Source organism: Williamsia phyllosphaerae (genome assembly GCF_014635305.1).
GTDB classification, from domain to species: Bacteria; Actinomycetota; Actinomycetes; order Mycobacteriales; family Mycobacteriaceae; genus Williamsia_A; species Williamsia_A phyllosphaerae.
The window spans coordinates 530,296-551,189 of record NZ_BMCS01000003.1 but is presented as its reverse complement, the minus strand read 5'-3'; the positions used below and the strand labels follow the sequence as shown (position 1 = coordinate 551,189).

Genomic DNA, 20,894 nt, shown 5'->3' with positions numbered 1-20,894 from the left:
GCAGGGCACGGGCGGGGCACGCCCTCGCGCGGGTGCGATCGGATGTGGGTGCGCGCGTGCAGCACTATGGACCGCATGCCCGTACTGCCGCGTCGCACCTCGACCGCCCTCGCCGTCGCACTGAGCGCGCTCGTGATCTCGACCGTCGGCGCCTGCGGCAACAGCTCGTCGGGCAGCCCGAATGTCCCCACCACCACACCTCAGACGCCGATCAGCGCGCCTCCCACCGCGGCCGCGGCCGCGGGGACCGTCATCCCCGCACCGGCGTCGCAGTCGATGGCGCTCGACCCGTCGACCTCGACGCTCGCCGTCCTCGGGGCCGATCGCGCCTCGCTGGAGATCTACTCGACCGCGGGAACCGGTGCGGACCCGGCGCCGCGTCGGGTGACGTTGCCCACGGCCGTGACCGCGATCGCGACCGTCGGCGACGGTGCTGTCGCGGCGATCGCCCCCGATGCGGTGGTGCGGGTGAACACGAGGACCGGGGCGGTGTCGAAACAGAGCATCCCGGCCCCCGACCCGCTGAGCCTGGCGAAATTCACCGACGGCTCGCTGCTCGTCGGGACGGGCTCGGGGTCGATCCTGCGGGTCCGCGCCGACGGCACGATCGAGCGGACCATCACCGGATTCGTCCGCGTCGACGGCATCGCGGTGGCCTCGGCGGACCCCGATCGCGGGGACGGCCAGGTGGTGGCCCTGGACCGGGCGCAGTCGTCGGTCACGACGGTCGACGTCACCGACGGGTCGCTCGGGGCCGCACTCCGTGCCGGAGACGGCGCGACCAGCATCACCGTCGATCACTACGGTCGGTTCCTGACCACCGACACCCGTGGCAACGAGTTCCTCGGATTCGACGGGAACCCACTGGTGGCGAAGTTCCGCTATCCGGTGGCGGCGGGCCCGTACGCCGTAGGCTACGACGACACGAAGAACCTGGCGTGGGTCGCGACCACCGGGAACAACCAGGTCGTGGCCTACGATCTGTCCACCGGAATTCCGGTGGAGCGTCGACGGTTGGCCACTGTGGGTCAGGTGGACTCGCTGGCGGTCGACAGCGCCACCGGCACCGTCTACCTGCTCTCCGCCCGCGGCGAGGGGCTCCAGATCATCCGGTGAGGACAACGACCATGGGAGGCGACATGCGACGCACGACAGCAGGTGGTCGCGGCCCCGGGTTCCCCCGCGAGTGGACAACGGCCGGCAGCGACGACTACGAGTACACCCCGCTCCGGCTGCCCCCGGACGTCACCCGGGTGACCGCATCGATGCGGCTGTCGATCGAGGCCGAGTTCGGCGGCTGGGAGATCTCCCGCGTCCGGCTCTACTCCGACGGCACCCGCAAGGTGCTGCTCAAACGCAAGAAGACACGAGCCGAACGCAACAGCGCCGAGGTCGACCGGTGAGCGATGCTCCCCCGGTGAGGTCAGCACGATCCGGCTCGCTGCTGCGCCCCGTCAACCGGATCCTGTACCCCGTCCTCCTGCGTGCGATGTTCCTGCTGCCCGCGGAGCGGATCCACACCCTCGTCTCGCGGGCCCTGGCCACGGTCGGTTCGACCCGCGTCGTGACGACGCTGTCCGCGCGGTTGTTCGCCCGCCACGACCCCATCCTGCGGACCACGGTCTTCGGCATCGACTTTCCCGCCCCGATGGGACTGGCGGCCGGTTTCGACAAGAACGCCGAGGCCGTGAACGCCTGGGGGTCACTCGGATTCGGGTTCGCCGAGATCGGCACGGTCACGGGGGTGGCTCAGCCCGGGAACCCCACGCCGCGGCTGTTCCGACTGCCCGCCGACCGCGCGCTGATCAACCGGATGGGGTTCAACAACCACGGCGCGTCCGCCGCGGCCCGGCGACTGGCCGGGCGCCGACGGGATTCCCGGTCGGTACCGGTGGCGGCCAACATCGGCAAGACGAAGCTCGTCGAGCCCGCCGACGCGGTCGCCGACTACCTGATCAGCGCGCGGTTGCTCGGTCCGCTGTCGGATCTCGTCGTGGTCAACGTCAGCTCACCGAACACCCCGGGCCTGCGGGACCTGCAGGCCGTCGCCTCCCTGCGCCCCCTGCTGTCGGCCGTCATCGGGGCCACCACCACGCCGGTACTGGTCAAGATCGCCCCAGACCTCAGCGACCCCGACATCGACGACATCGCGGATCTGGCCGTCGAGCTCGGGCTGGCCGGGATCGTCTGCACGAACACGACCATCGGTCGCGACGGACTGCGCACCGATGATTCGACCATCCGCGACATCGGCGCGGGCGGTCTGTCCGGCGCGCCGTTGGCGGACCGGTCCCTCGAGGTGTTGCGCCGGTTGTACCGACGCGTGGGCGGCCGACTCGAGCTCATCTCGGTCGGCGGGATCGAGACCCCCGAGCAGGCGTGGGAGCGTATCTGCGCGGGCGCGTCGCTGATCCAGGGTTACACCGGCTTCATCTACGGCGGCCCCATGTGGATCAAGGACATCCACGACGGCATCGCCGACCGGTTGCGTGCCGGCGGCTTCGCTTCCCTGGCGGCTGCGGTCGGCTCTGAACACACTCATCGCGACGAGAACGCCGCCGGGGCCTGAGGCCCCGACGGCGTTCGTCGCGTGATGCGTCAGCTCATTCGGCGGGCTGCTCGTACGTCCCGTGGATCACCGCTCGCGCGATCGCGTGACTGAACAGGTTGAAACCGAGGAACGCCGGTGTCGCGCCGTCGGGCAGTTCCAGGGTCTCGACGTCCACGGCGTGCACCACCAAAAAGTACCGGTGGGGTCCGTGCCCGGGCGGAGGCGCGGCACCGATGAACCGCTTGGCCGAGGCGTCGCCGGCCAACGTGACCGCTCCCGACGGGAGCGCGCTCCCGCTCTCGTCACCTGCCCCCTCGGGCAACGACGTCGTCGAGACCGGGATGTCGGCGACGGCCCAATGCCAGAAGCCGGACGCCGTGGGGGCATCGGGGTCGTACACGGTGACCGCGAAACTCTTGGTCTCGGCGGGGAAGCCTGACCAGCTGACCTGGGGAGACGAATCCTCGCCGCCGGCCCCCATGATACCGCTGACCTGCGGCTTCTTCAGGGCTTCACCGTCGGCGAAGCTCTCCGATGTGACGGTGAACGAGGGCAGATCCGGCAGTGCGTCGTACGGGTTGTAGCTCGACATGAGTGCGGTGCACATCCTTTCGACGTGGTGCGTGCCGGTCGGGCACGCCGTGTCACCATTCAACGCCCGGAAACGACAGGCGTGTTCCCGGGCGTCGAACGTCGTTGTGACGCAGCGGGTTCAGTACAGGGTGAAGATGGACCGGCCCGGGATGTTCGGCAGGGCGATCTCTCCCTCCTCGTCGGACTTGCTGTAGGTGGTGATGGTCGAGGTGATCCGCCCGGCACCCGGCGCGAATCCGAATCCGTCGAGGATGTTGTCGCTGAAGCCTTCGACGCTGCCGTCGGGCAGAACGGTCTGGTACTGCCCGCCCGTGCCACCGGTCGTCGTGTTCGTCCACTTCACCGCCAGCAGGAAGGACCCGCAGTTTCGACCGAATCGCTTGATGTCGACCTTCACGCGGTAGTCCATCGGCCGGGTCTGCGGGAGCTTGGTCGCCCCGATGACCGCCGAGCACCCGGCACCCGGGGTCTTCGTGATGGTCGGCGTGTAGGGGACGGATCCGTGTGAGAGCGTCGGCGCGGCCGAGGCTGCGCCGGTGGCCAGGAGGGTGCCGGACAGGGCCATCGTCATGGCGGCGACGCCGAGCACGACGCGAGATGGTCGGTTGGAGGTGCGAGACGAACGAGTCGAGACGAACATGTGGGCTCCTTGGGTCCGGGTGGGTTCGGCGACAACCGAATCACCGGGTACTTCGGAGTACCGATCGTTTGCGTTACTAGTTAGCGGCGATGAATTGGTAACGCTTTCGCATCGCCGCTCAGCTGTGCAGCAGGAAATGCTCGAGCACCTCGGTGCCGAACAGCAGGCCGTCGACCGGGACCCGCTCGTCGATCCCGTGGAACAGCGCGGCGAAGTCGAGTTCTGGAGGCAGCCGCAGGGGTGCGAAACCGAAGCACCGGATGCCGAGTTTCGCGAACGCCTTCGCGTCGGTGCCGCCGGACAGCATGTACGGCACCGTGCGACCGTCCGGGTCGAAGGCCAGGATCGCGTCGTTCATGGCGTCCACGAGCGCCCCGTCGAAGGTGGTCTCGTACGAGTCCAGCTTGGTGACCCATTCCCGGGTCACGTCGGGTCCGATGATCGCGTCGACCTCGGCCTCGAACGCGGCCTGCCGACCGGGCAGTACGCGGCAGTCGACGACAGCGGTCGCGGTCTGCGGGATCACGTTCGCCTTGTAGCCGGCGTTGAGCATCGTCGGGTTCGCCGTGTCGCGCAGTGTGGCGCCGATGATCCGCGCGATGGATCCCAGTTTGTGCAGCGTGGTCTCGAGATCCGGCGAGTCGGGCGACAACTCGAGGGTGGACTCGGCGCTGACGGCACCGAGGAACTCGGCCACCGAATCGGTCATCACGAGGGGGAAGGTGTGCCGTCCGAGCTTCGCGACGGCCTCGGCCAGGATGGTCACCGCGTTGTTCTCGTGCAGGAACGAACCGTGGCCCGCGGTCGCCGAAGCGGTGAGTCGCATCCACGCGATGCCCTTCTCGGCCGTCTCCACGAGATACAGACGCTTGGTCGACCCGTCGGGGGTGTCGACGGTCAGCGAGTAGCCACCGACCTCTCCGACCGCCTCGGTGATGCCCTCGAAGAGGTCGGGGCGGTTCTCGACGAGCCAGTGCGAACCCCACTTGCCGCCCGCCTCCTCGTCGGCGAGGAAGGCGAACACGATGTCGCGGGGCGGGATGGTGCCGTCGCGGCGGAACTGGCGGGCGAGCGCGAGGGCCATCCCGACCATGTCCTTCATGTCGATCGCGCCGCGACCCCACACATAGCCGTCCTTCACCGAACCGGAGAACGGGTGGACGCTCCAGTCCTCGGGTCGGGCGGGTACGACGTCGAGATGCGTGTGCAGCAGCAACGTGCCACGCTCGGGATCGGATCCGCGCAGGCGGGCGAACACGTTGCCGCGGCCGGGCTGTCCGGACTCGACGTATTCGGTCTCGTACCCGACCTCCTCGAGCTGGGCCGCCACCCAGCGGGCGCATTCCTCCTCGCCCACGGTGGTCTCGAGTTCGCCGGTGTTGGTGGTGTCGAACTGGATGAGGGCGCTGACGAGGTCGACGACCTCGTCGGTGGCGCGGGGTGCGGAGTTGTCGGTCACGTTCCCATTCCTATCACTGGTCACACCATCGGAGGTGCTGGTGATTTGGGTTCCGGTCAAGCGGTCGGTTAATGTTGTCCGGCACTCGTACGGGAGCAAAACCGTGCATGTCCGGGTGGCGGAATGGCAGACGCGCTAGCTTGAGGTGCTAGTGCCCTATTAACGGGCGTGGGGGTTCAAGTCCCCCTCCGGACACACTGGTCGCGGCTTCGATCGCGACACTCACACGGCTCGGATTCGGGCCAGGATCGCATCGACCGTCTCGGTCACCGAACCGCTGGTCGGGATCTCCAGTCCGTTCTCGTCCGCCTCGATCGGCTCCAGATCGGCCAATTGCGATTCGAGCATGTCCACGTGCATGAAATGCCCTTTCCGCTCGGTCATGCGGCGGCGCAGTTCGTCGGTGTCCGCGGTCAGGTGCAGGAAGAAGACCGGCGCGCTCGCCTCGGCGAGCCGATCGCGGTAACGCCTCTTGAGCGCCGAGCACGCGAAGACCACCCCACCGGTGTCCTCGGAACGCTCGTCGAGCCACGCCACGACGGCGTCGAGCCACGGGCCGCGTTCGGTGTCGGTGAGCGGGGTGCCCGCGGCCATCGCCTCGACGTTGGACCGGGGATGCAGATCGTCGGCGTCGCCGAACGAACGGCCCGATCGCGCAGCGAGTTCGGCCCCGACGGTGGATTTCCCGACCCCGCTCACGCCCATCACACAGATGTGTACGTCCCGGCCGATCGCAGGCTTGCTCATAGTTCCTTGTAGCACAATCCGTCCCGACCGGACGCGGTCTGCGGACCCTTCTACACTGGTCGGGTGACCGAGCAGATCGACCCCGAGGACATGGCGACGATGCGTCGGGTTCTCGAGCAGGCCGCGTTGCTCGACGACGGGCATCCGGACTCGGTGGCGGTGCAACGTGCGGTCGCGCGCATGTTCAAAGTGGCCAAGCGCACCCACAGGCGGGCCAAGCACCGTGCGCGGCTCGACTCCGACCGTGCCGTACTCGCCGCCACGGCGACCGGCTCGGCGGACCGCATCGACGACGAGACCGCGGGGATCGGCCTGTCGGGCGACGCGACCGGTGTCGCGGGGCATCTGATCCGGCCCCAGGCCTGCTACATCTGCAAGCGCGAGTACACCGAGGTCAACGCGTTCCACCATCAGCTCTGCCCGGACTGTGTGCGGACCAACCGCGCCCGTCGCGACCAGCGCACCGACCTGACCGGTCGTCGGGCGCTGCTCACCGGTGGTCGGGCCAAGATCGGCATGTACATCGCCCTGATGTTGCTGCGCGACGGCGCGGAGCTGACCATCACCACCCGGTTCCCCCGCGACGCAGCCAGACGCTTTGCACGTCAGGATGATTCAGCCGACTGGTTGCACCGGCTCGACATCGTCGGCATCGACCTGCGCGATCCGGCGCAGGTGGTGGCGCTGGCCGACGCGGTCGCCGCGAAGGGCAGCCTCGACATCCTGATCAACAACGCCGCACAGACCGTGCGCCGCTCCCCCGGTTCCTACCGGTCGCTGACCGACGCCGAGAACGCGCCCCTGTCCGGACGTGCCGCACAGATCCCGACTCTGACCATGGGCGACAGCAGCGAACTGCACCCCAACGCGCTCGCCGGTGGATCCGACTCCGATGCGGCCGCGGAATCGCTGGTGGCACTGGCGATGACGGCGGGATCGGCCTCGCCAGCACGGATCGCCGACGGGACCGCCGTGGACGCAGGCGGACTACTCCCCGACCTCGTCAGCTCGAACAGCTGGGTGGCCTCGGTCGACCACGTCGACCCGCTCGAACTGCTCGAGGTGCAGCTCTGCAACAGCGTCGCGCCGTTCATCCTGCTCTCACGTCTCACGCCGGCCCTGCGCGCGTCGACCGCCCGCCGCAAGTACGTCGTGAACGTCTCGGCGATGGAGGGCATCTTCTCGCGCGGCTACAAGGGCCCAGGGCACCCGCACACCAACATGGCCAAAGCCGCCCTCAACATGTTGACCCGCACCAGCGCGGGTGAACTGTTCGATGACGGCATCCTCGTCACCGCGGTCGACACCGGTTGGATCACCGACGAACGCCCCCACGACTCGAAGATGCGTCTGGCCGAGGAGGGGTTCAGGGCACCGCTCGACCTCGTCGACGGCGCCGCGCGTGTCTATCACCCGGTCGTGGACGGGGAGAACGGGATCGACCTGTACGGGTGCTTCCTCAAGGATTTCGAGCCGTACCCGTGGTGAACCCGCCGTTGCGCGCAGCGGTCGAGGTGCTTGTCGAGGAGAACCTCGCGGCGATGCGAGCCATCGTCGTCGAGCTCGGCGACGAGCGGGTGAACGCGGTTCCCGACCTGCCCGGGGCCAACTCCCCGTACGCGATCGTCTTCCACTGCACCGAGATGCTGAAGTTCTGGTGCGGCAGTGTCATCGGCGGTGAGCGGATCCCCCGCGACCGCGCCGCGGAGTTCACCGCGACCGGGAGCGTCGCCGCACTCGAGTCGGCGATCGACGACGTGGCCGCGCGCGTCGACGACTGGGTACACATCGCTTTGACCGAGGGCGTCCGCGACCGCGAGGTGTCGGGGTCCACGCGGACCTCCGACATCGCCGATGCGACACCGGAATGGATCCTGTTACACGTCATCCGCGAGCTGTCGCAGCACCTCGGCCAGCTCGAGCTGAGCAGAGACATCCTGGTCGACGACGTCGGTTAGGGTGGCGCACGTGGCCGCCCATCCCCTCGTGTTCGACTGCGACACCGGCATCGACGACTCGCTGGCCCTGCTCTACCTGCTGGCCCACCCCGACGCGGAGCTGCTCGCCGTCCTCTCGACCGCGGGCAACGTGCCCACCGATGTGGTGTGCGCCAACAACCTCGCCTGGCTGGCCCTCTGCGGCCGCGACGACGTCGAAGTGTGTCTCGGCGCCACCGCGCCGCTGGTCGCCGAGTTGATGACGACCGAGGACACGCACGGCCCTCTGGGGATCGGATACGCCGAGCTCCCTCCCGCCCCCACACCGCCGTCGCACCGCGACGCCGCCGACGCCTGGATCGATCTGACCACCGAGCGCCCCGGCGAGATCATCGGTCTGGTCACCGGACCCCTGACCAACCTCGCGATCGCGATCGAGCGCGACCCCGGACTGCCCGCCCGGCTGCGCCGCCTGGTCGTCATGGGCGGGTCGTTCCACCACCCGGGCAACACCACACCCACCTCGGAATGGAACATCGCCGTGGATCCTGAAGCGGCACAACGGGTTTTTGCCGCCTTCGGTCACTCGGGGGCACCCGCCCCGATCATCTGCCCGCTCGACCTGACCGAGACCATCGTCATGACGCCCGACCACCTCGGTCGTCTGGCCGCGTCGGCGGGCAGCACACCGGTCGAGCAGCCGACGCCGGTCGACGAGCGCGGGACACGGTCGGTCGCGAGCCGGGCGGTCGTCCGACACCTCGTCGACGCCATCCGCTTCTACTTCGAGTTCCACGCCGACCACGACGAGGGCTACATCGCCCACATGCACGACCCGTTCGCCGCCGCCGTCGCACTCGACCCGACCATCACCACGACCCGCCCGGCCTGCGTAGACGTGGAACTCGCCGGGACGTTGACGCGCGGGACGACGGTCGCCGACGAGCGCGGCATGTGGGGCCGGGAACCCAACGCCGCTATCGCCACCGCAACGGATCCGGATCTGTTCTTCGACGAGCTGATCGACCGGGTCGCCGGCCTCGCCGCGCGGCTCTGACCGCACCGGACCACAGTGCGCTCACGACATCGAACAATTCGACGGTCAGGCTCGTTCCTTCCTCTCCGGTGCGTCTGCCCCTAACTGTGGACAACTCGGGAATTCGACTCCGGCGCAGTCGAATTGTCAGACCGGGTCGCTAGGGTCGACTCATGTTCGCGGGGGTGGATGTCAGCATGGTCGACGACCAGTTGACGTCGTCGTGTGCCTCCGACGCGGTGCTCCTCCTCCAGGAGGCGGAGCGTTCTGAGTTTCGTTGTGCAGCAGCGAAAGTGTTCGCCGCTCGTCGGCTGTTCGAACTGAGGCGCAGTGAGATCGCGATGCAGCGCCACGGTGCGGTGTTCGGCCACATCGGCGACAAGGGCGCCACCATCGAGGTCGCGACCGCATTGAAGGTCTCGACCGGTGTCGCGTCAGCGTGGATCGAGTTGGCGCTGCAACTCGATCGGTTGCCGGACCTACGGGCCGCGTTCTACCGCGGCGACCTCGACCTCGCCCGGGTCCGCACGATCGCCGACACCACCGCCCATCTCGACGATCTGCCACGCAAGCTCATGGAGTCGGCCGGGCTGACCATGGCAGAACAGGCCATGTCGACACGCGAGATGCGCGATCGACTCGACTCGCTGCTGATCGAGATCGACCCGGAACTGGCCGCAGCAGAACGCACCGACTTCGAACGCCACCAGAACGTGAAGATCCGCCCCGACCGCCACGGGCATTCCACCATCGACGGCTGCGTCCCCGCCGATCTCGGTGCAGAGCTCGAAGCCGCCATCACCGGGCTCACCAACCGACTGTGCGACGCCGATCCCCGCACACCAGGGCAACGTCGGGTCGCCGCGGTGCGGGCGATGACCCGCCGCGAAGACTCGCTGGCATGCCACTGCGGACGCGACCAGTGCCCCGATGCAACCGGACCTGACATGACCACCGAACCGTGCACCGACCTCCTGCCGGGCACCCCGCAGGTGATGGTCCATGTCGATGCCGCAACCCTGGCCGGCCTGACCGGCGCGATGGTTCCCTACATCGAGGGCCAGGGACCGATCGATCCCGACTACGCCCGCCTCCTCGCCACCGACGCGACATGGCAGGGACTGTTCGACGACGCCACCGCCCCTACCCGCACCACCGATGCCTGCGCGACCGGGTTCCGACGCGGGAAGACCCGCGCCGCCGGGATCATCCGCGATGGCTTCGACACCAACGATGGCCATCACCCGCCGCCCGGGCCACCGGCAGCAGCATTGAGATACCAACCATCACCATCGATGCGGGAGTGGATCATCTGGGCTGACGGCACGTGCCGATTCGTCGGCTGCGATCACCCCGGCGAGACCTGCGACATCGACCACACCATCCCCTTCGATCACACCAACCCGTCCGCGGGTGGCCCGACCGTGCGGATCAACCTGGGTCTTCTGTGCCGACTGCACCACCACGCCAAGACGACTGGACTGTGGCGAGCCGTCATGCACGACGACCGCTCGATCACCTGGACCAACACCACAACCGGCGAACAATTCACCACCTACCCGCGGCACCTCGAGTACTGACCGCGACCCAGCGTGACAATGCCCCGGTCAATTCGTCGGCATCGGGTGATCGGCGTAGAAACGCAGGTGCGCCTGCGCGGCGGCGGCCCAGGTCATCGACTCGGCGAGGTCGCGACCGGCCGTACTGCGGTCCGTACCGGTCCCGAGGGCACCGGCCAGCGCATCCGCGAGCTGCGGCACATCGGCCGCGTACGAGACGCATTCACCGAAGACCTCCCGCAACACCGGTAGGTCGCGCGCGACCACCGGACGCCCGGCGGCGAGTGCCTCCATGGCGGCGAGACCGAACCCCTCCTTGGTGGACGGGAACGCGAAGACCGCCGATGCCGAGACGAGAGCGGGTAGCTCGTCGTCGTCGACGGTGCCCAACACCGCGGGCTCGACATCGAGTTCGCCACGCCGACGGTCGAACTCGGCGCGGTAGTCCCGATAGTCGAACAGTGTCTCGCCCCCGGCGAACACCAGCGACAACCCCGGATGTGTGGCCTGGAGCAGTGCGTACGCGTCGAGCAGGTCGATGCTCCCCTTGCGGGGTTCGATACCGCCGACGGCGAGCACATAGGTGCCCAGCTGCGAGCGCCAACGCTCCCGTGCGGCGATCGCCTCGACGGTGTCGGCGGCGGCATCGACGAAACGCTGTGCCGCAACACCGTTCGGGATCACCGTGGGATGCAGACCCCACCCGTCGACGACCTCGGCCGCCACGGCGCGGGAGACGCAGATCCGCGCGTAGGGCTCGACGATCGCCTTCTCGTGACACTCGGCGAGTACCGGGGTGGTGAACTCGTCGAGGTGATGCACGGTACGGATGCACGGTCCGACGGCGTTGGCGCTGATGCAGTCCTGCGCGTGCACGATGTCGTACTCGCGTCGGTCGAACGCGCGGCGCATGGTCTCGATCGAGCGGACGATCCGGTCGGTGACGGTCTCGTCCTCCATCGTCGGGAACTCGATGAGCCGCAGTCGGACCCGGGAGTCCACGGTGCGGAAGAAGCCACTGTCGTCCCCACGCGCGAGGGACCACACCGTGACGTCGGCCCCGGCGTCGGCGAGGGCCTCGGCCAACGCCAGGGTGTGGACCACCCCGCCGCGGGGTTTGGTCGAGTAGGTGATCAGCGCGACGCGCACGGTGTGCCCCTCACTGCTCGACGACCGGGACCGGGTCGAGGACGTAGGTCTCGCTGCGACGTTCCCCGAGATGGTCGAGGACCCGGCGGGCACGGGTGATCTCGGCCTCCACGTCGAGTGTCACCGTCGCCAGCCCGCCCTTGGAGCGGGTGGTCGCCAGGATCTCGCCACCGGGGCCGACGACCTTCGCCTGTCCGAGGAACCGTAGCGAGCCCATCACCCCGGTCTGGTTCGACGACACGAGGACGACCTGGTTCTCGGCGGCCCGGGCGGCGTCGTAGAGGTCGAAGAGTCGGGACTGGCGGTCGGCGGGCAGGCGGGAGGCGCGGTCGGTGACGCTGGCCGGCCAGGCGGACAGGGCGGCGATGATGTGTGCGCCGTCCAGTGCGATGGTGCGGGCGGCCTCGGGGAACGTCTTGTCGTAGTCGATCAGCATCCCCATCCGCCCGACCGGACTGTCGAAGGCACGGAACGAGTCACCGGCGGCGTAGGCCAGGGCCTCCCCCGCCGGTTGGTGGACCTTGCGGTGGCTGCCGTGTACGCCGTCGCCGCTCACACAGATGGCCGAGTTGTAGGTCAGTCCGTCCGACGCCTCGGCGTATCCGACGCAGACCGTCATGGCGCCTGCGGCGGCGATGACGGCCGCGATCTCGGGGCCGTCGGCGTCGAGTGCCGACGGCAGCTCGGCGGTGTCGGGTGCGTTCAGGTCTCCGATGTACCCACCGAGGGACGCGTCGGGGAACACCAGGAGGTCGACCCCGTCGCGTGCAGCCGCCTCGATGATGCCGATCGCCTTGGCGACGGCACGATCGACGTCACGACCGAAGTGTGCCGCGACCGCGCCCACGGTGATCGGTGCCATGTCAGAAGACCCTACCGGGGTCGGTCAAAGTCGTTGCCGTGCATCCGAGTCGCCCGTCACGCTCGTCCGAGACCGGTGACGCCGGCGGTCACGGCGACCGTGGTGATCCCGTCCGGCCACCGCAGGCGCACCCCGGGATCGGCGGTGAGACGGCCGCAGCGTGCGGCAACGACCCCGTCGGGGACGGGGCGCCCCGCAAGGGGATCGCGCCGGTCCGGCGCGTCGGCGGTGAGCATCGCGAACCCGGGGAAACACGTGAGCCACGAACCCATCTCGGCCGACACGGGACGCGGGATGGATGCGACGTCGAGTTCGGCCCCGGCGCCGCAGGCCTCGGCCATCATCCCGGTGGTCCCGGCGATGCCGGCCATGCTGACGTCCTTGGCGGCGCGTGGCGACATGGCGGCGACCAGACCGGTCATCGAGCGGAGGTCCGGTGCACTGCGGGTGCTCGTCGAATCCCATTGGCGACCGTGGTGGCCGGGGCGCCACGAACCGGTGAGGTCGGCGGTCAGGCGGATGGCGTCGCCCGCCGACGCTCCTCCGGCCCGAACCGGGGTGCGTGTGGTGCCGAAGGCGGTGACCGCCAGGGATGCCGGGACCCCGACCTGGGTGTGCCCGCCGAGAACCGGGACGCCCCACGCCTGCGACGCCTGTGCGATCCCCCGGACGACCCGGGTCAGCAGCGACCGTGTCGGTGCGCCCACGGCGTCGAGCAGGCCGCTGGGCACGGCCCCCATGGCGCTGAGGTCGTTGATGTTGACCAGGACCGAGCACCACCCGGCCCATTCCGGGTCACGTTCGACCATCGACGGGATGATCGCATCGCAGGCCGCGATGATGTCGCTTCCGGGAACCGGTACGCCGTCGTCCCCGCGGAAGCCGTCGGGGCCCAGTCCACCCGACTGTGCGCGGAGCGGATCGAGGATCTCGGCGAGAAACGACTTGGTGGCGTCGGCGACGTCCTGGATGCCGTGCAGCGGCCAGCGCATCGACTGATGCGGGGTCCCGCCGACGAGGGTCGATCCGTGGCTCTCCCACCCCAACCGGGTGAACATCGGTCGGTGTCGCTCCTGCACGGTGGCGTCGAAACGCAGTACGCCGTGCGACTGGGCGTGGGCGCACGCGGCCCGGACCAGTGCCGGACCGATCCCTGCGCTGTGGGCAGCGGTGTCGACCACGAGCCTGCTGCCTGCCCACCACCCGATGTCGGTGTCGCCGAGCGGTGCGAGCCGGACGCCGCCCAGGACACCGCCGTCGAGCGAGTGGGCCAGCAGCACCACGGTTCTCGGGTCGTCGTCGACATCGTCGCGATCGGTGGAGGCGAAGATGCGTTGGTCGTCGACGAACGTCGACCTGCGCAGCCGGTGATAGGCGTCGAGGTCGGCGGGCGAGTCGGCGGGCCGGATGATGAACGATGGTTGTCGGTCGGCATCACCGCGCCGGTGCCCGGACAGGATGGACATCTCGGCGGTCGAGGTCCGCAGGGTCAGCGTGGGGTCCACCGCGTCACCCCCCGACGTTCTGCAGCACGCTGCAGGCGCCACAGGCCGCACATCCGGCGTTCTGGTCGGCGCCGGCCATGCCCGCCAGCTGCAGGTGCTCGGCAACTCGACGAGAGACCTTCTCCACCACAGCCGGATCCGGGGCCCGCGCCGAGTCGACGTCGACCGCGAGCGAGCCGGGGTGCGGTCGGAACGGGACCACGAAGGGGTAGACGCCCATGTCGATCAACTCCCGTGCGCCGTCGACCACGTCGTCGGGGTCCTCGCCGAGCCCGATCAACAGGTAGGTCGACACCTGGTTGCGCCCGAAGACCCGTACCGCCTCGCGCCAGGCCGCGCGGTAGTCGTCCAGTGGCACCGTGGACTTGCCGGGCATCCACCGACGACGGACGTCGTCGTCGAGGGATTCGACGTGGATACCGATCGACCGGGCGCCCGCGTCGTACAGCTCGGTGATGGTCGCCAGGTCTGCGGGCGGTTCACACTGCACCTGGATGGGCAGATCGGGGACGACGGCTCTCACGGCGGCCACGCAGCGCGCGAGATGTCGCGCACCCCGGTCCTTGCCCGCCGACGTACCGGTGGTCATCACCATCTGTGTGACACCGTCGAGACGCACCGCCGCCTCGGCGACCTCGGCCAGCTCCGCCGGTTTCTTCACCGCCACCGTGGCCCCCGAGCGCAGTGATTCCTCGATGGAGCAGAACCGGCACCGCTGGTCGGCGTCGTATCGGATGCAGGTCTGCACCACCGTGGTGGCCAGCACGTCACGGCCGTGGAGCTTGGCCAACTTCTCGTATCGCACCCCGTCGTGCGTCATCAGGTCGTAGAACCGAGGACGGTCGACCGCCTCGACGTCGAGTCCGGTGTCGACGCCGTCGAGCAGGACGCGATCACCGTCGAAGACGTAGGGACTGAGCGGGTTCCGGGGAATCGCGGCATTGAGACCGTCGATGACCAGATGACCGTCGTCGCTGGGACCCGCGCCGGCGGTGCGTGTGACCGGCGGGCGACCCCGAACACCCAGCAGCGCGAGGTCGACTCGGGTGGATACCGACATGGGGTTCTCCTAGACCATGTACGTGGAGTTGATGATGGCTCCCTTGCGTGCGTAGTGGATCAGCGCGTCCTGCACGTCGAGGGGGTGGGCGGGGATGACGCCCTCGATGAGGTCCTCCTCGCGACCACCGTGCAGCGCCAGGCCGAACCGGCAGCAGTACACCGTGCCGCCCTCACCGATGAACGTGGCGAGCGAGTCGTTGATGTTCTGTTCACCCGGGAACCCGGAGTCACCGGTGGTCGGGAAGCCGCGTGTGGCCAGGCAGTTGATCGCACCAGGTCCGTAGAAGTACAGCGCCGACTCGAAACCCTTGCGTAGCGCACGGGTGGCCTGCAGGACGGCGACGAAGCTCACCGACGACTCGTGCGCGATGCCGTGCACCAACGTGAAGTACGTCTCGCCGTCCTCGGCCTGGTAGTCGGGGAACAGCTTGGTGCCGCCGTAGATGTTCGAGCCCTTGGGCAGGGACGGGTGCGGGATCTCGGCGAGGGATTTCTTGATGTTCTCGGCGATGGTGTCGTCGATCTCGGTCATGGGTAGGGTCCTCTCGTAGGTGGTCTGTCTGAGTGGTTGTATCGATTACATCGGTGCCGAATTGCGTTGTGGTTGTTGACGGAATAACGCGCGGTTACGCAATCGCGGTGGTGTTGCGGTCAGGTTTCCCGTGCGCCCGGGACGATCCCGGCGCCGGCCGTGGCGAACGAGCTGCGCCGCACCTTCCCGGCCGCGTTGCGCAGTGGGCGCCGGGCGACGCGGACCCGCCCGGGTCGGCAGACGGCGGCGAGGTGTCCGAGCGCGAAGTGTTCGATCTCGTCAGGGTCGGCGTCGGAATCGGCGATGTCGAGGACCGCGGACACGGTCTGCGCACCGGTCTCGTCGTGCACGGCGTAGACGACCGCGTCGCGGATCGCGGGGTGGGCGATGATCGCCTGCTCCATCCGCGCGGGGTAGATGGTCCTCTGACCGCACCGGATGGTGTCCGTTCGGCGGTCGACGACGGTGAGGAAGCCGTCGTCGTCGACGGTACCCATGTCGCCCAACGTGTCCCAGCCGTCGTCTGTGCGTTCGGACCGGTGACCCACGTAGGTGTACCGGGCGCCACCCGCGCGACGCATCCAGATCTGGCCGATGACCCCCGGCCGAACGACTGATCCGTCGTCGGCGCGAATAGACAGCTCGGTGCCGCCGATGGGCCGGCCGACACTGCCCGGATGGGTCAGCCAGTCCGACCCGTCGATCATGGTCAGCCCGTTGGACTCGCTGCCGGCATAGACCTCGTGTACCCGCGGCGCGCCGAGCCAGTCGATCAGGGCGCGTTTGTCGTCCTCGGGACACGGGGCACCCAGGTGCAGCACCGACCGGATCGACGAGGTGTCGGCGGCGGCGAGCACAGCGGCGGGAAGCCGGACGAGGCGGTGGATCATGGCCGGCGACAACAGTGCCCAGCTGATCCGTTCGCGCGCGACGATGTCGGTGAACGCGTGCTCGTCGAAGCCGTCGGCCAGCACCAACCGGTGATCGGTCATCAGCCCACGGAACGCGTAGGTGAACGTCGCCGAATGCCACAGCGGACCGCAGATCAACTGGACCGCGCGGTTCGGCAGGAACGGGGCGACATCGGCGTCGGGGTCGAACCGGGCGGGCGCGGTGCTGCGGATGACCTTGGGCCGGCCCGTGCTGCCCGACGAGGTGGACGCCTTCCAGCACGCCGACGACGCGTCGGGCAGTGCGGAGTCGGACACCGTGTCGTCGGGTCGGTGTCCCGCGGGCAGCCACGCGATCGTGGTGTCGGCGGGACGGGCGCCGACGGCCAGGGCGGGACGGTCGAGTCGCTCGAGCGCGGCCCGTTCCGATCGTGCGATGTCCGGGTCCATCGGTTGCGGAGTGGCACCGAGCTTCCAGACGGCCGTGCATGCGACGACGAACTCCACGGAGGTGGGCAGCGCGATCGTCACGAGATCGTCCGCGCGGACACCGCGGGCCCGGTAGTCGCGGGCCAGACGGTTGCCTGCCCGGTCGAGCTGCTCGGCGGTGAGGACGCACTGGCCGTCATCGGTGCTCACCAGTCGACGGTGTGGCTCCGCCCTCGCCCGCGCGGAGATCAGGCGTGAGATCGACTGCCGGGCCACCGGGTCAGCTGCCGACCGCGAGACGGAGTCCGCCACCGGTGCCGCGCCTTCGGTCGACGATCGTCTCGGCGATGTGTCGCGCGTCGTCGTCGATGCCGAGGAAACGCCCGGAACCCCAGGTGTGCATCCACGGCAGACCGATGAACGACAGACCGGAGACACCGGTGACACCACGGGTCTGCATCGGTCGGCCGCCACCGTCGAAGGCGCTCGCCTCGATCCACCGGTAGTCCGGTCGGTACCCGATGGCCCAGATGATGGTGGTGATGCCCGCGGCGGCCAGATCCAGCGTCTCGGGGTCGGTCGTCGGACGCCACACCGGCTCGTACCGGGACGCCGGCGGGGCGTCGATCCCCTCGCGGGCGATGTGGGCGTCGATGTCGGCGCAGATGGAGTTGTAGACCGAGTCGGCCTTGTCCAGCGAGCTGGTCAGGGTCGGGGCGAAGGTGAGACCGGTGTCGCGACCGTCGGTGAGCGTTCCGTAGAGCGACATCCCCTCGAGCGCGAAGGCGCGCAGGTCGACGTCGCGCCCGCCATCGCGACCCGTGACGTAGTGGTTCGTCTTCTCGCGGGCGGCCTTGCCGCCCGGATACTGCCTGGCCGGGGTCTCGTAGAGACCCATGTCGGCGAGCCAGGTCATGCAGTCGCGGCCGCGGTAGAAGCGGGCCACCCGCGGTGCGGTGCCGATGGCCAGGTGTACCGCTCGTCCGTCGAGGTGCAGGTCCTCGGCGATCTGCGCTCCGGACTGACCCGACCCGACGACGAGCACGGCGCCGTCGGCGAGTTGATCGGCGTTGCGGTACTCCTCGGAGTGCAGCTGATGGATCGAGGGATCCAGGGTCGGGGCGAAGCCCGGGACGACCGGGACGGGGTATCCGCCGGTCGCGACGACCACCTCGTCGCAGGTCAGGATCTCCGGGCCCTGCTCCCCCTCGGTCATGAGCTCGTAGCCACCGTGTTCGCCGTGCGACAGGCGTGTCACCCGGGTGCCGGTGCGCAGCGGTGGGGAGAACGTGTCGAGCCAGCCGCTCAACCAGTCGACGACCTCGTCGCGGGTCATGAAGCCGTCCGGGTCATCCCCGGAGTAGACGTATCCCGGCAGTCGGCAGTGCCAGTTGGGGGTGACGAGGGTGAAGTTGTCCCAGCGGGTGTCGGCCCACTGGTGCATCGGGGTGCCCGCCTCGACGACGAGGTGGTCGATGTCGGCTGCGCCGAGGTACCAGCTGACCGACAGGCCGGCCTGGCCGCCGCCGATGACGATGACGGGGATGTGGGTGGTGTCGTCCGAGTGGACGGGAGCTGTTGTGCTCATGGGGTTCTCTACTCGCTGGGAGGAGTGGTTCGCGGACGGTGGGTGCTACAGCGGCGGATGCATGGACACGATGTCGACGTGCGCGTCCGCCGGGTAACGCGCTGCGCTCGTGGTGATCTGGTGCGTCGTCGCGGCGGCCGACGTGCATGCGAAGCCGTACTTCGCGCGCACACGATCACTGGCCTCGGACAGCGCGGTGGTGGAACGGTCGATGAACTCCGCGACGGTGTAGCTGCCGCCGACGGTGAGATGGTCGTGCATCACCAGGCTCGGTGAGTAGCAGTTCTCCACGGCGCCGTCGGGCCACCGCACCTCGAACGTCATCTCAGGCACGGGCCAACCCGTTCCACGCGGCGGTGTGATCGGCGTCGGTGAGCGCGCCGTAGACGTCGGGACGGCGATCGCGGAGATGGAACATGCCGCCGCGCATCGCGCGGAAGGTGCCCTCGATGTCGATGTCGGCGACCGCCATCCCGCTGCCCAGGAGCGTGGTGGCCAGGACGTTCCCGCCGGGATCGACCACTTTCGCGTTGCCCACGTAGTTGAGCGACCCGAAGGTGCCCGACTGGTTGGACGCCACCCAGAACACCTGGTTGTCCAACGCCCGGGCCATGTCGAACAGGTTGAACCGGTAGGTCCAGCGGTCCTCCTGCAGGTCGGTCGCGGTCGCGGTCCGCGCGGCCGGCCACGCCGACAGGCTGGCGATGATCTCGGCGCCGTCGAGTGCCATCGACCGCGCGGCCTCGGGAAAGGCCTTGTCGTAACAGATCTGGAGACCGACGCGGCCGACCGGGGTGTCGAAGACCGGGTACTCCGAGCCGGCGGAGTACGACATGTTCTCGCCGAGCGGCTGATGCACCTTGCGGTAACTGCCGTAGATGCGGTGGCCGTCGAGCACGGCCGCGGCGTTGTACCGGGTCTCACCGTCGCGGTCCAGCTCACAGAATCCGATGGCGACGACGAGATCGCCGACGATCTGCTGGACCCGGCGGATCTCCGGACCGTCGAGGGAGATCGCCGGCGGCAGTGAGCGATCGGTGTTCTTGACCGTGTCGCCGTGGTTGCCCAGCGACGACAGGTAGCCGCCGATCGCCGCCTCGGGGAAGACGAGGAACTCGACGCCCTTCTCGCGGGCCTGCGTGGTGAGCGTCTGGATCAGTGCATAATTCTGCTCGAGGTCGCGGGTGAAGTTGGCGGCGACCGCTGCGATGGTTGTCATCGGTTGTCCTTCGGTGGGGTCGATTTCTCCTGTGACCCAGTTGACTCCCGAGGTGTTTCCCGATGGTTACGCGGAGAACAATGACATGGGTCATTGCCCTCACGCGGTTCACACGATCGAAATGTGCAGTGCGCGATCAGCTCTGGTCGAACGCCTCGACGATGGCGGTGGCGGCGAGGGCCGGCGTCAGCGTTCCCGCGCGAACCTCCTGCTCGACCCGCCTGCGGGTGGACCGCACGGTCGGGTCGGTGTCGAGACGATGCATGAGCTGGTCGTTGACCATCGCCCACATCCAGTCGACCTGTTGCTGGGCGCGCCGTGACTCGAATCGACCCGCGTCGGCGAGCACCTTCTTGTGCCGCAGCACCGTCTGCCAGAAATCGTCCACGCCGACGTTCTCCAGTGCGCTCATCGTCAGCACCGGGGGCAGCCACAGCGCGTCGTGCGGGTAGAGCAGTCGGATCGCACCACCGAGTTCGCGTGCGGCCGAGCGGGCCTCGCGTTCGTGCTTGCCGTCGGCCTTGTTTACCACGACGATGTCGGCGAGTTCGAGGACACCCTTCTTGATGCCCTGCAACGAGTCGCCGGTGCGCGCGAGGGTGAGGAAGCAGAAGCTGTCGACCATGTTGGCGACGGTGACCTCGGACTGCCCGACGCCGACGGTCTCGACGAGGACGACGTCGAAACCGGCGGCCTCGAGCAGCACGATGGTCTCGCGGGTGGCCTTTGCGACTCCCCCGAGCGTGCCCGACGTCGGCGACGGCCGGATGTAGGCCTGCGGTGCGACCGACAGCCGTCCCATGCGGGTCTTGTCCCCCAGGATCGAGCCCCCGGTACGCGTCGACGACGGATCGACCGCGAGCACCGCGACCTTGTGACCCTGCTCGATGAGGTACATCCCCAGCGCCTCGATGGCGGTGGACTTGCCCACGCCGGGGACGCCGGTGATGCCGACACGGTACGAGCGCCCTGAGTCGGGGGTGAGGTCGAGCAGCAACTCCTGCGCCAGCGCACGGTGGTCGGCGCGCGTCGACTCGATCAGGGTGATCGCCCGCGCGAGCTGCGGTCGGCTGTCGGATCGGACCGCCTCGGCCAGGGCCTGCGGGTCGATGGGTTGACGTGGCATCAGATGAGG

The 20,894-nt window shown here is 68.9% G+C and carries 21 protein-coding genes and 1 tRNA gene; 8 read left to right on the top strand and 14 right to left on the bottom strand.

What is annotated here, in order from left to right:
* Positions 1-75 precede the first annotated feature (75 nt).
* From IEV93_RS21115 to IEV93_RS21105, 3 genes are read left to right on the top strand one after another with little or no spacing between them, the layout of a single operon-like run.
* A complete protein-coding gene (locus tag IEV93_RS21115) occupies positions 76-1,116 on the top strand; it encodes an NHL repeat-containing protein (protein WP_188492678.1) in 1,041 nt (346 codons plus the stop codon).
* A gap of 23 nt (positions 1,117-1,139) precedes the next feature.
* A complete protein-coding gene (locus IEV93_RS21110; RefSeq protein ID WP_188492676.1) occupies positions 1,140-1,403 on the top strand; it encodes a DUF5703 family protein in 264 nt (87 codons plus the stop codon).
* Between the two features lie 38 nt (positions 1,404-1,441).
* Positions 1,442-2,569: a quinone-dependent dihydroorotate dehydrogenase gene (locus IEV93_RS21105; protein ID WP_188493303.1), complete on the top strand. Its 1,128-nt coding sequence runs from the start codon at positions 1,442-1,444 to the stop codon at positions 2,567-2,569.
* Between the two features lie 34 nt (positions 2,570-2,603).
* Here IEV93_RS21105 and IEV93_RS21100 read toward each other — a convergent pair whose 3' ends face one another.
* The 3 genes from IEV93_RS21100 to IEV93_RS21090 all read right to left on the bottom strand — a co-directional run bounded on the left by IEV93_RS21100 (position 2,604) and on the right by IEV93_RS21090 (position 5,244).
* Positions 2,604-3,143 carry a YbhB/YbcL family Raf kinase inhibitor-like protein gene (locus IEV93_RS21100; RefSeq protein ID WP_188492674.1) on the bottom strand — a complete coding sequence of 180 codons (540 nt, stop codon included), beginning with the start codon at positions 3,141-3,143 and terminating at the stop codon, positions 2,604-2,606.
* Between the two features lie 120 nt (positions 3,144-3,263).
* Positions 3,264-3,785 carry a hypothetical protein gene (locus IEV93_RS21095; protein WP_188492671.1) on the bottom strand — a complete coding sequence of 174 codons (522 nt, stop codon included), beginning with the start codon at positions 3,783-3,785 and terminating at the stop codon, positions 3,264-3,266.
* Positions 3,786-3,903: 118 nt separating this feature from the next.
* Positions 3,904-5,244 carry a M20/M25/M40 family metallo-hydrolase gene (locus IEV93_RS21090; RefSeq protein ID WP_229705379.1) on the bottom strand — a complete coding sequence of 447 codons (1,341 nt, stop codon included), beginning with the start codon at positions 5,242-5,244 and terminating at the stop codon, positions 3,904-3,906.
* Positions 5,245-5,353: 109 nt separating this feature from the next.
* On the opposite strand from IEV93_RS21090, the gene IEV93_RS21085 reads away from it, so the two are divergent.
* Positions 5,354-5,439, top strand: a tRNA-Leu gene (locus IEV93_RS21085).
* A gap of 27 nt (positions 5,440-5,466) precedes the next feature.
* On the opposite strand, the gene IEV93_RS21080 is transcribed toward IEV93_RS21085, so the two are convergent.
* Positions 5,467-5,991, bottom strand: coding sequence for a gluconokinase (locus IEV93_RS21080; RefSeq protein WP_188492667.1), 525 nt, complete (start codon positions 5,989-5,991; stop codon positions 5,467-5,469).
* Between the two features lie 90 nt (positions 5,992-6,081).
* Between IEV93_RS21080 and IEV93_RS21075 the strand changes: the two genes are divergently transcribed.
* From IEV93_RS21075 to IEV93_RS21060, 4 genes are all read left to right on the top strand, one after another.
* Complete coding sequence (locus tag IEV93_RS21075) at positions 6,082-7,479, top strand: SDR family NAD(P)-dependent oxidoreductase (RefSeq protein WP_188493301.1); 1,398 nt, start codon at positions 6,082-6,084, stop codon at positions 7,477-7,479.
* Positions 7,473-7,949 (top strand): DinB family protein, encoded by a 477-nt coding sequence (locus IEV93_RS21070; RefSeq protein WP_229705378.1) that lies wholly within the window; start codon positions 7,473-7,475, stop codon positions 7,947-7,949. The genes IEV93_RS21075 and IEV93_RS21070 overlap by 7 nt, the downstream gene beginning before the upstream one ends.
* Positions 7,950-7,959: 10 nt before the next feature.
* Positions 7,960-8,985, top strand: a complete 1,026-nt coding sequence (locus IEV93_RS21065; protein WP_188492665.1) for a nucleoside hydrolase — start codon at positions 7,960-7,962, stop codon at positions 8,983-8,985.
* Positions 8,986-9,137: 152 nt separating this feature from the next.
* Positions 9,138-10,544, top strand: a complete 1,407-nt coding sequence (locus IEV93_RS21060; protein ID WP_188492663.1) for an HNH endonuclease — start codon at positions 9,138-9,140, stop codon at positions 10,542-10,544.
* 27 nt (positions 10,545-10,571) lie between these two features.
* Here the strand turns inward: IEV93_RS21060 and IEV93_RS21055 are convergent, their stop codons facing one another.
* The 10 genes from IEV93_RS21055 to meaB all read right to left on the bottom strand — a co-directional run bounded on the left by IEV93_RS21055 (position 10,572) and on the right by meaB (position 20,885).
* Complete coding sequence (locus tag IEV93_RS21055; RefSeq protein ID WP_188492661.1) at positions 10,572-11,672, bottom strand: MSMEG_0565 family glycosyltransferase; 1,101 nt, start codon at positions 11,670-11,672, stop codon at positions 10,572-10,574.
* A 10-nt stretch (positions 11,673-11,682) separates the two neighbouring features.
* Positions 11,683-12,534, bottom strand: coding sequence for a carbon-nitrogen hydrolase family protein (locus tag IEV93_RS21050; protein ID WP_188492659.1), 852 nt, complete (start codon positions 12,532-12,534; stop codon positions 11,683-11,685).
* Positions 12,535-12,590: 56 nt separating this feature from the next.
* On the bottom strand, positions 12,591-14,000 hold the full coding sequence (locus IEV93_RS21045; protein ID WP_188493297.1) for an MSMEG_0567/sll0787 family protein: 1,410 nt from the start codon (positions 13,998-14,000) through the stop codon (positions 12,591-12,593).
* A gap of 43 nt (positions 14,001-14,043) precedes the next feature.
* Positions 14,044-15,099 (bottom strand): MSMEG_0568 family radical SAM protein, encoded by a 1,056-nt coding sequence (locus tag IEV93_RS21040; protein WP_188492657.1) that lies wholly within the window; start codon positions 15,097-15,099, stop codon positions 14,044-14,046.
* Positions 15,100-15,108: 9 nt separating this feature from the next.
* Positions 15,109-15,633 (bottom strand): MSMEG_0572/Sll0783 family nitrogen starvation response protein, encoded by a 525-nt coding sequence (locus IEV93_RS21035; RefSeq protein ID WP_188492655.1) that lies wholly within the window; start codon positions 15,631-15,633, stop codon positions 15,109-15,111.
* Positions 15,634-15,752: 119 nt separating this feature from the next.
* Positions 15,753-17,228, bottom strand: a complete 1,476-nt coding sequence (locus IEV93_RS21030) for an AMP-binding protein (RefSeq protein WP_268237536.1) — start codon at positions 17,226-17,228, stop codon at positions 15,753-15,755.
* A 4-nt stretch (positions 17,229-17,232) separates the two neighbouring features.
* The gene (locus IEV93_RS21025) at positions 17,233-18,540 is read right to left on the bottom strand and encodes an MSMEG_0569 family flavin-dependent oxidoreductase (protein WP_188492651.1); all 1,308 of its coding nucleotides are present in this window, start codon (positions 18,538-18,540) and stop codon (positions 17,233-17,235) included.
* A 45-nt stretch (positions 18,541-18,585) separates the two neighbouring features.
* On the bottom strand, positions 18,586-18,873 hold the full coding sequence (locus tag IEV93_RS21020; protein ID WP_188492649.1) for an MSMEG_0570 family nitrogen starvation response protein: 288 nt from the start codon (positions 18,871-18,873) through the stop codon (positions 18,586-18,588).
* Positions 18,866-19,759 carry a carbon-nitrogen hydrolase family protein gene (locus IEV93_RS21015; protein WP_188492647.1) on the bottom strand — a complete coding sequence of 298 codons (894 nt, stop codon included), beginning with the start codon at positions 19,757-19,759 and terminating at the stop codon, positions 18,866-18,868. Before IEV93_RS21015 ends, IEV93_RS21020 begins: the two co-directional genes overlap by 8 nt.
* A 136-nt stretch (positions 19,760-19,895) precedes the next feature.
* Positions 19,896-20,885, bottom strand: a complete 990-nt coding sequence (gene meaB, locus IEV93_RS21010) for a methylmalonyl Co-A mutase-associated GTPase MeaB (RefSeq protein WP_188492645.1) — start codon at positions 20,883-20,885, stop codon at positions 19,896-19,898.
* Positions 20,886-20,894: the final 9 nt, after the last annotated feature.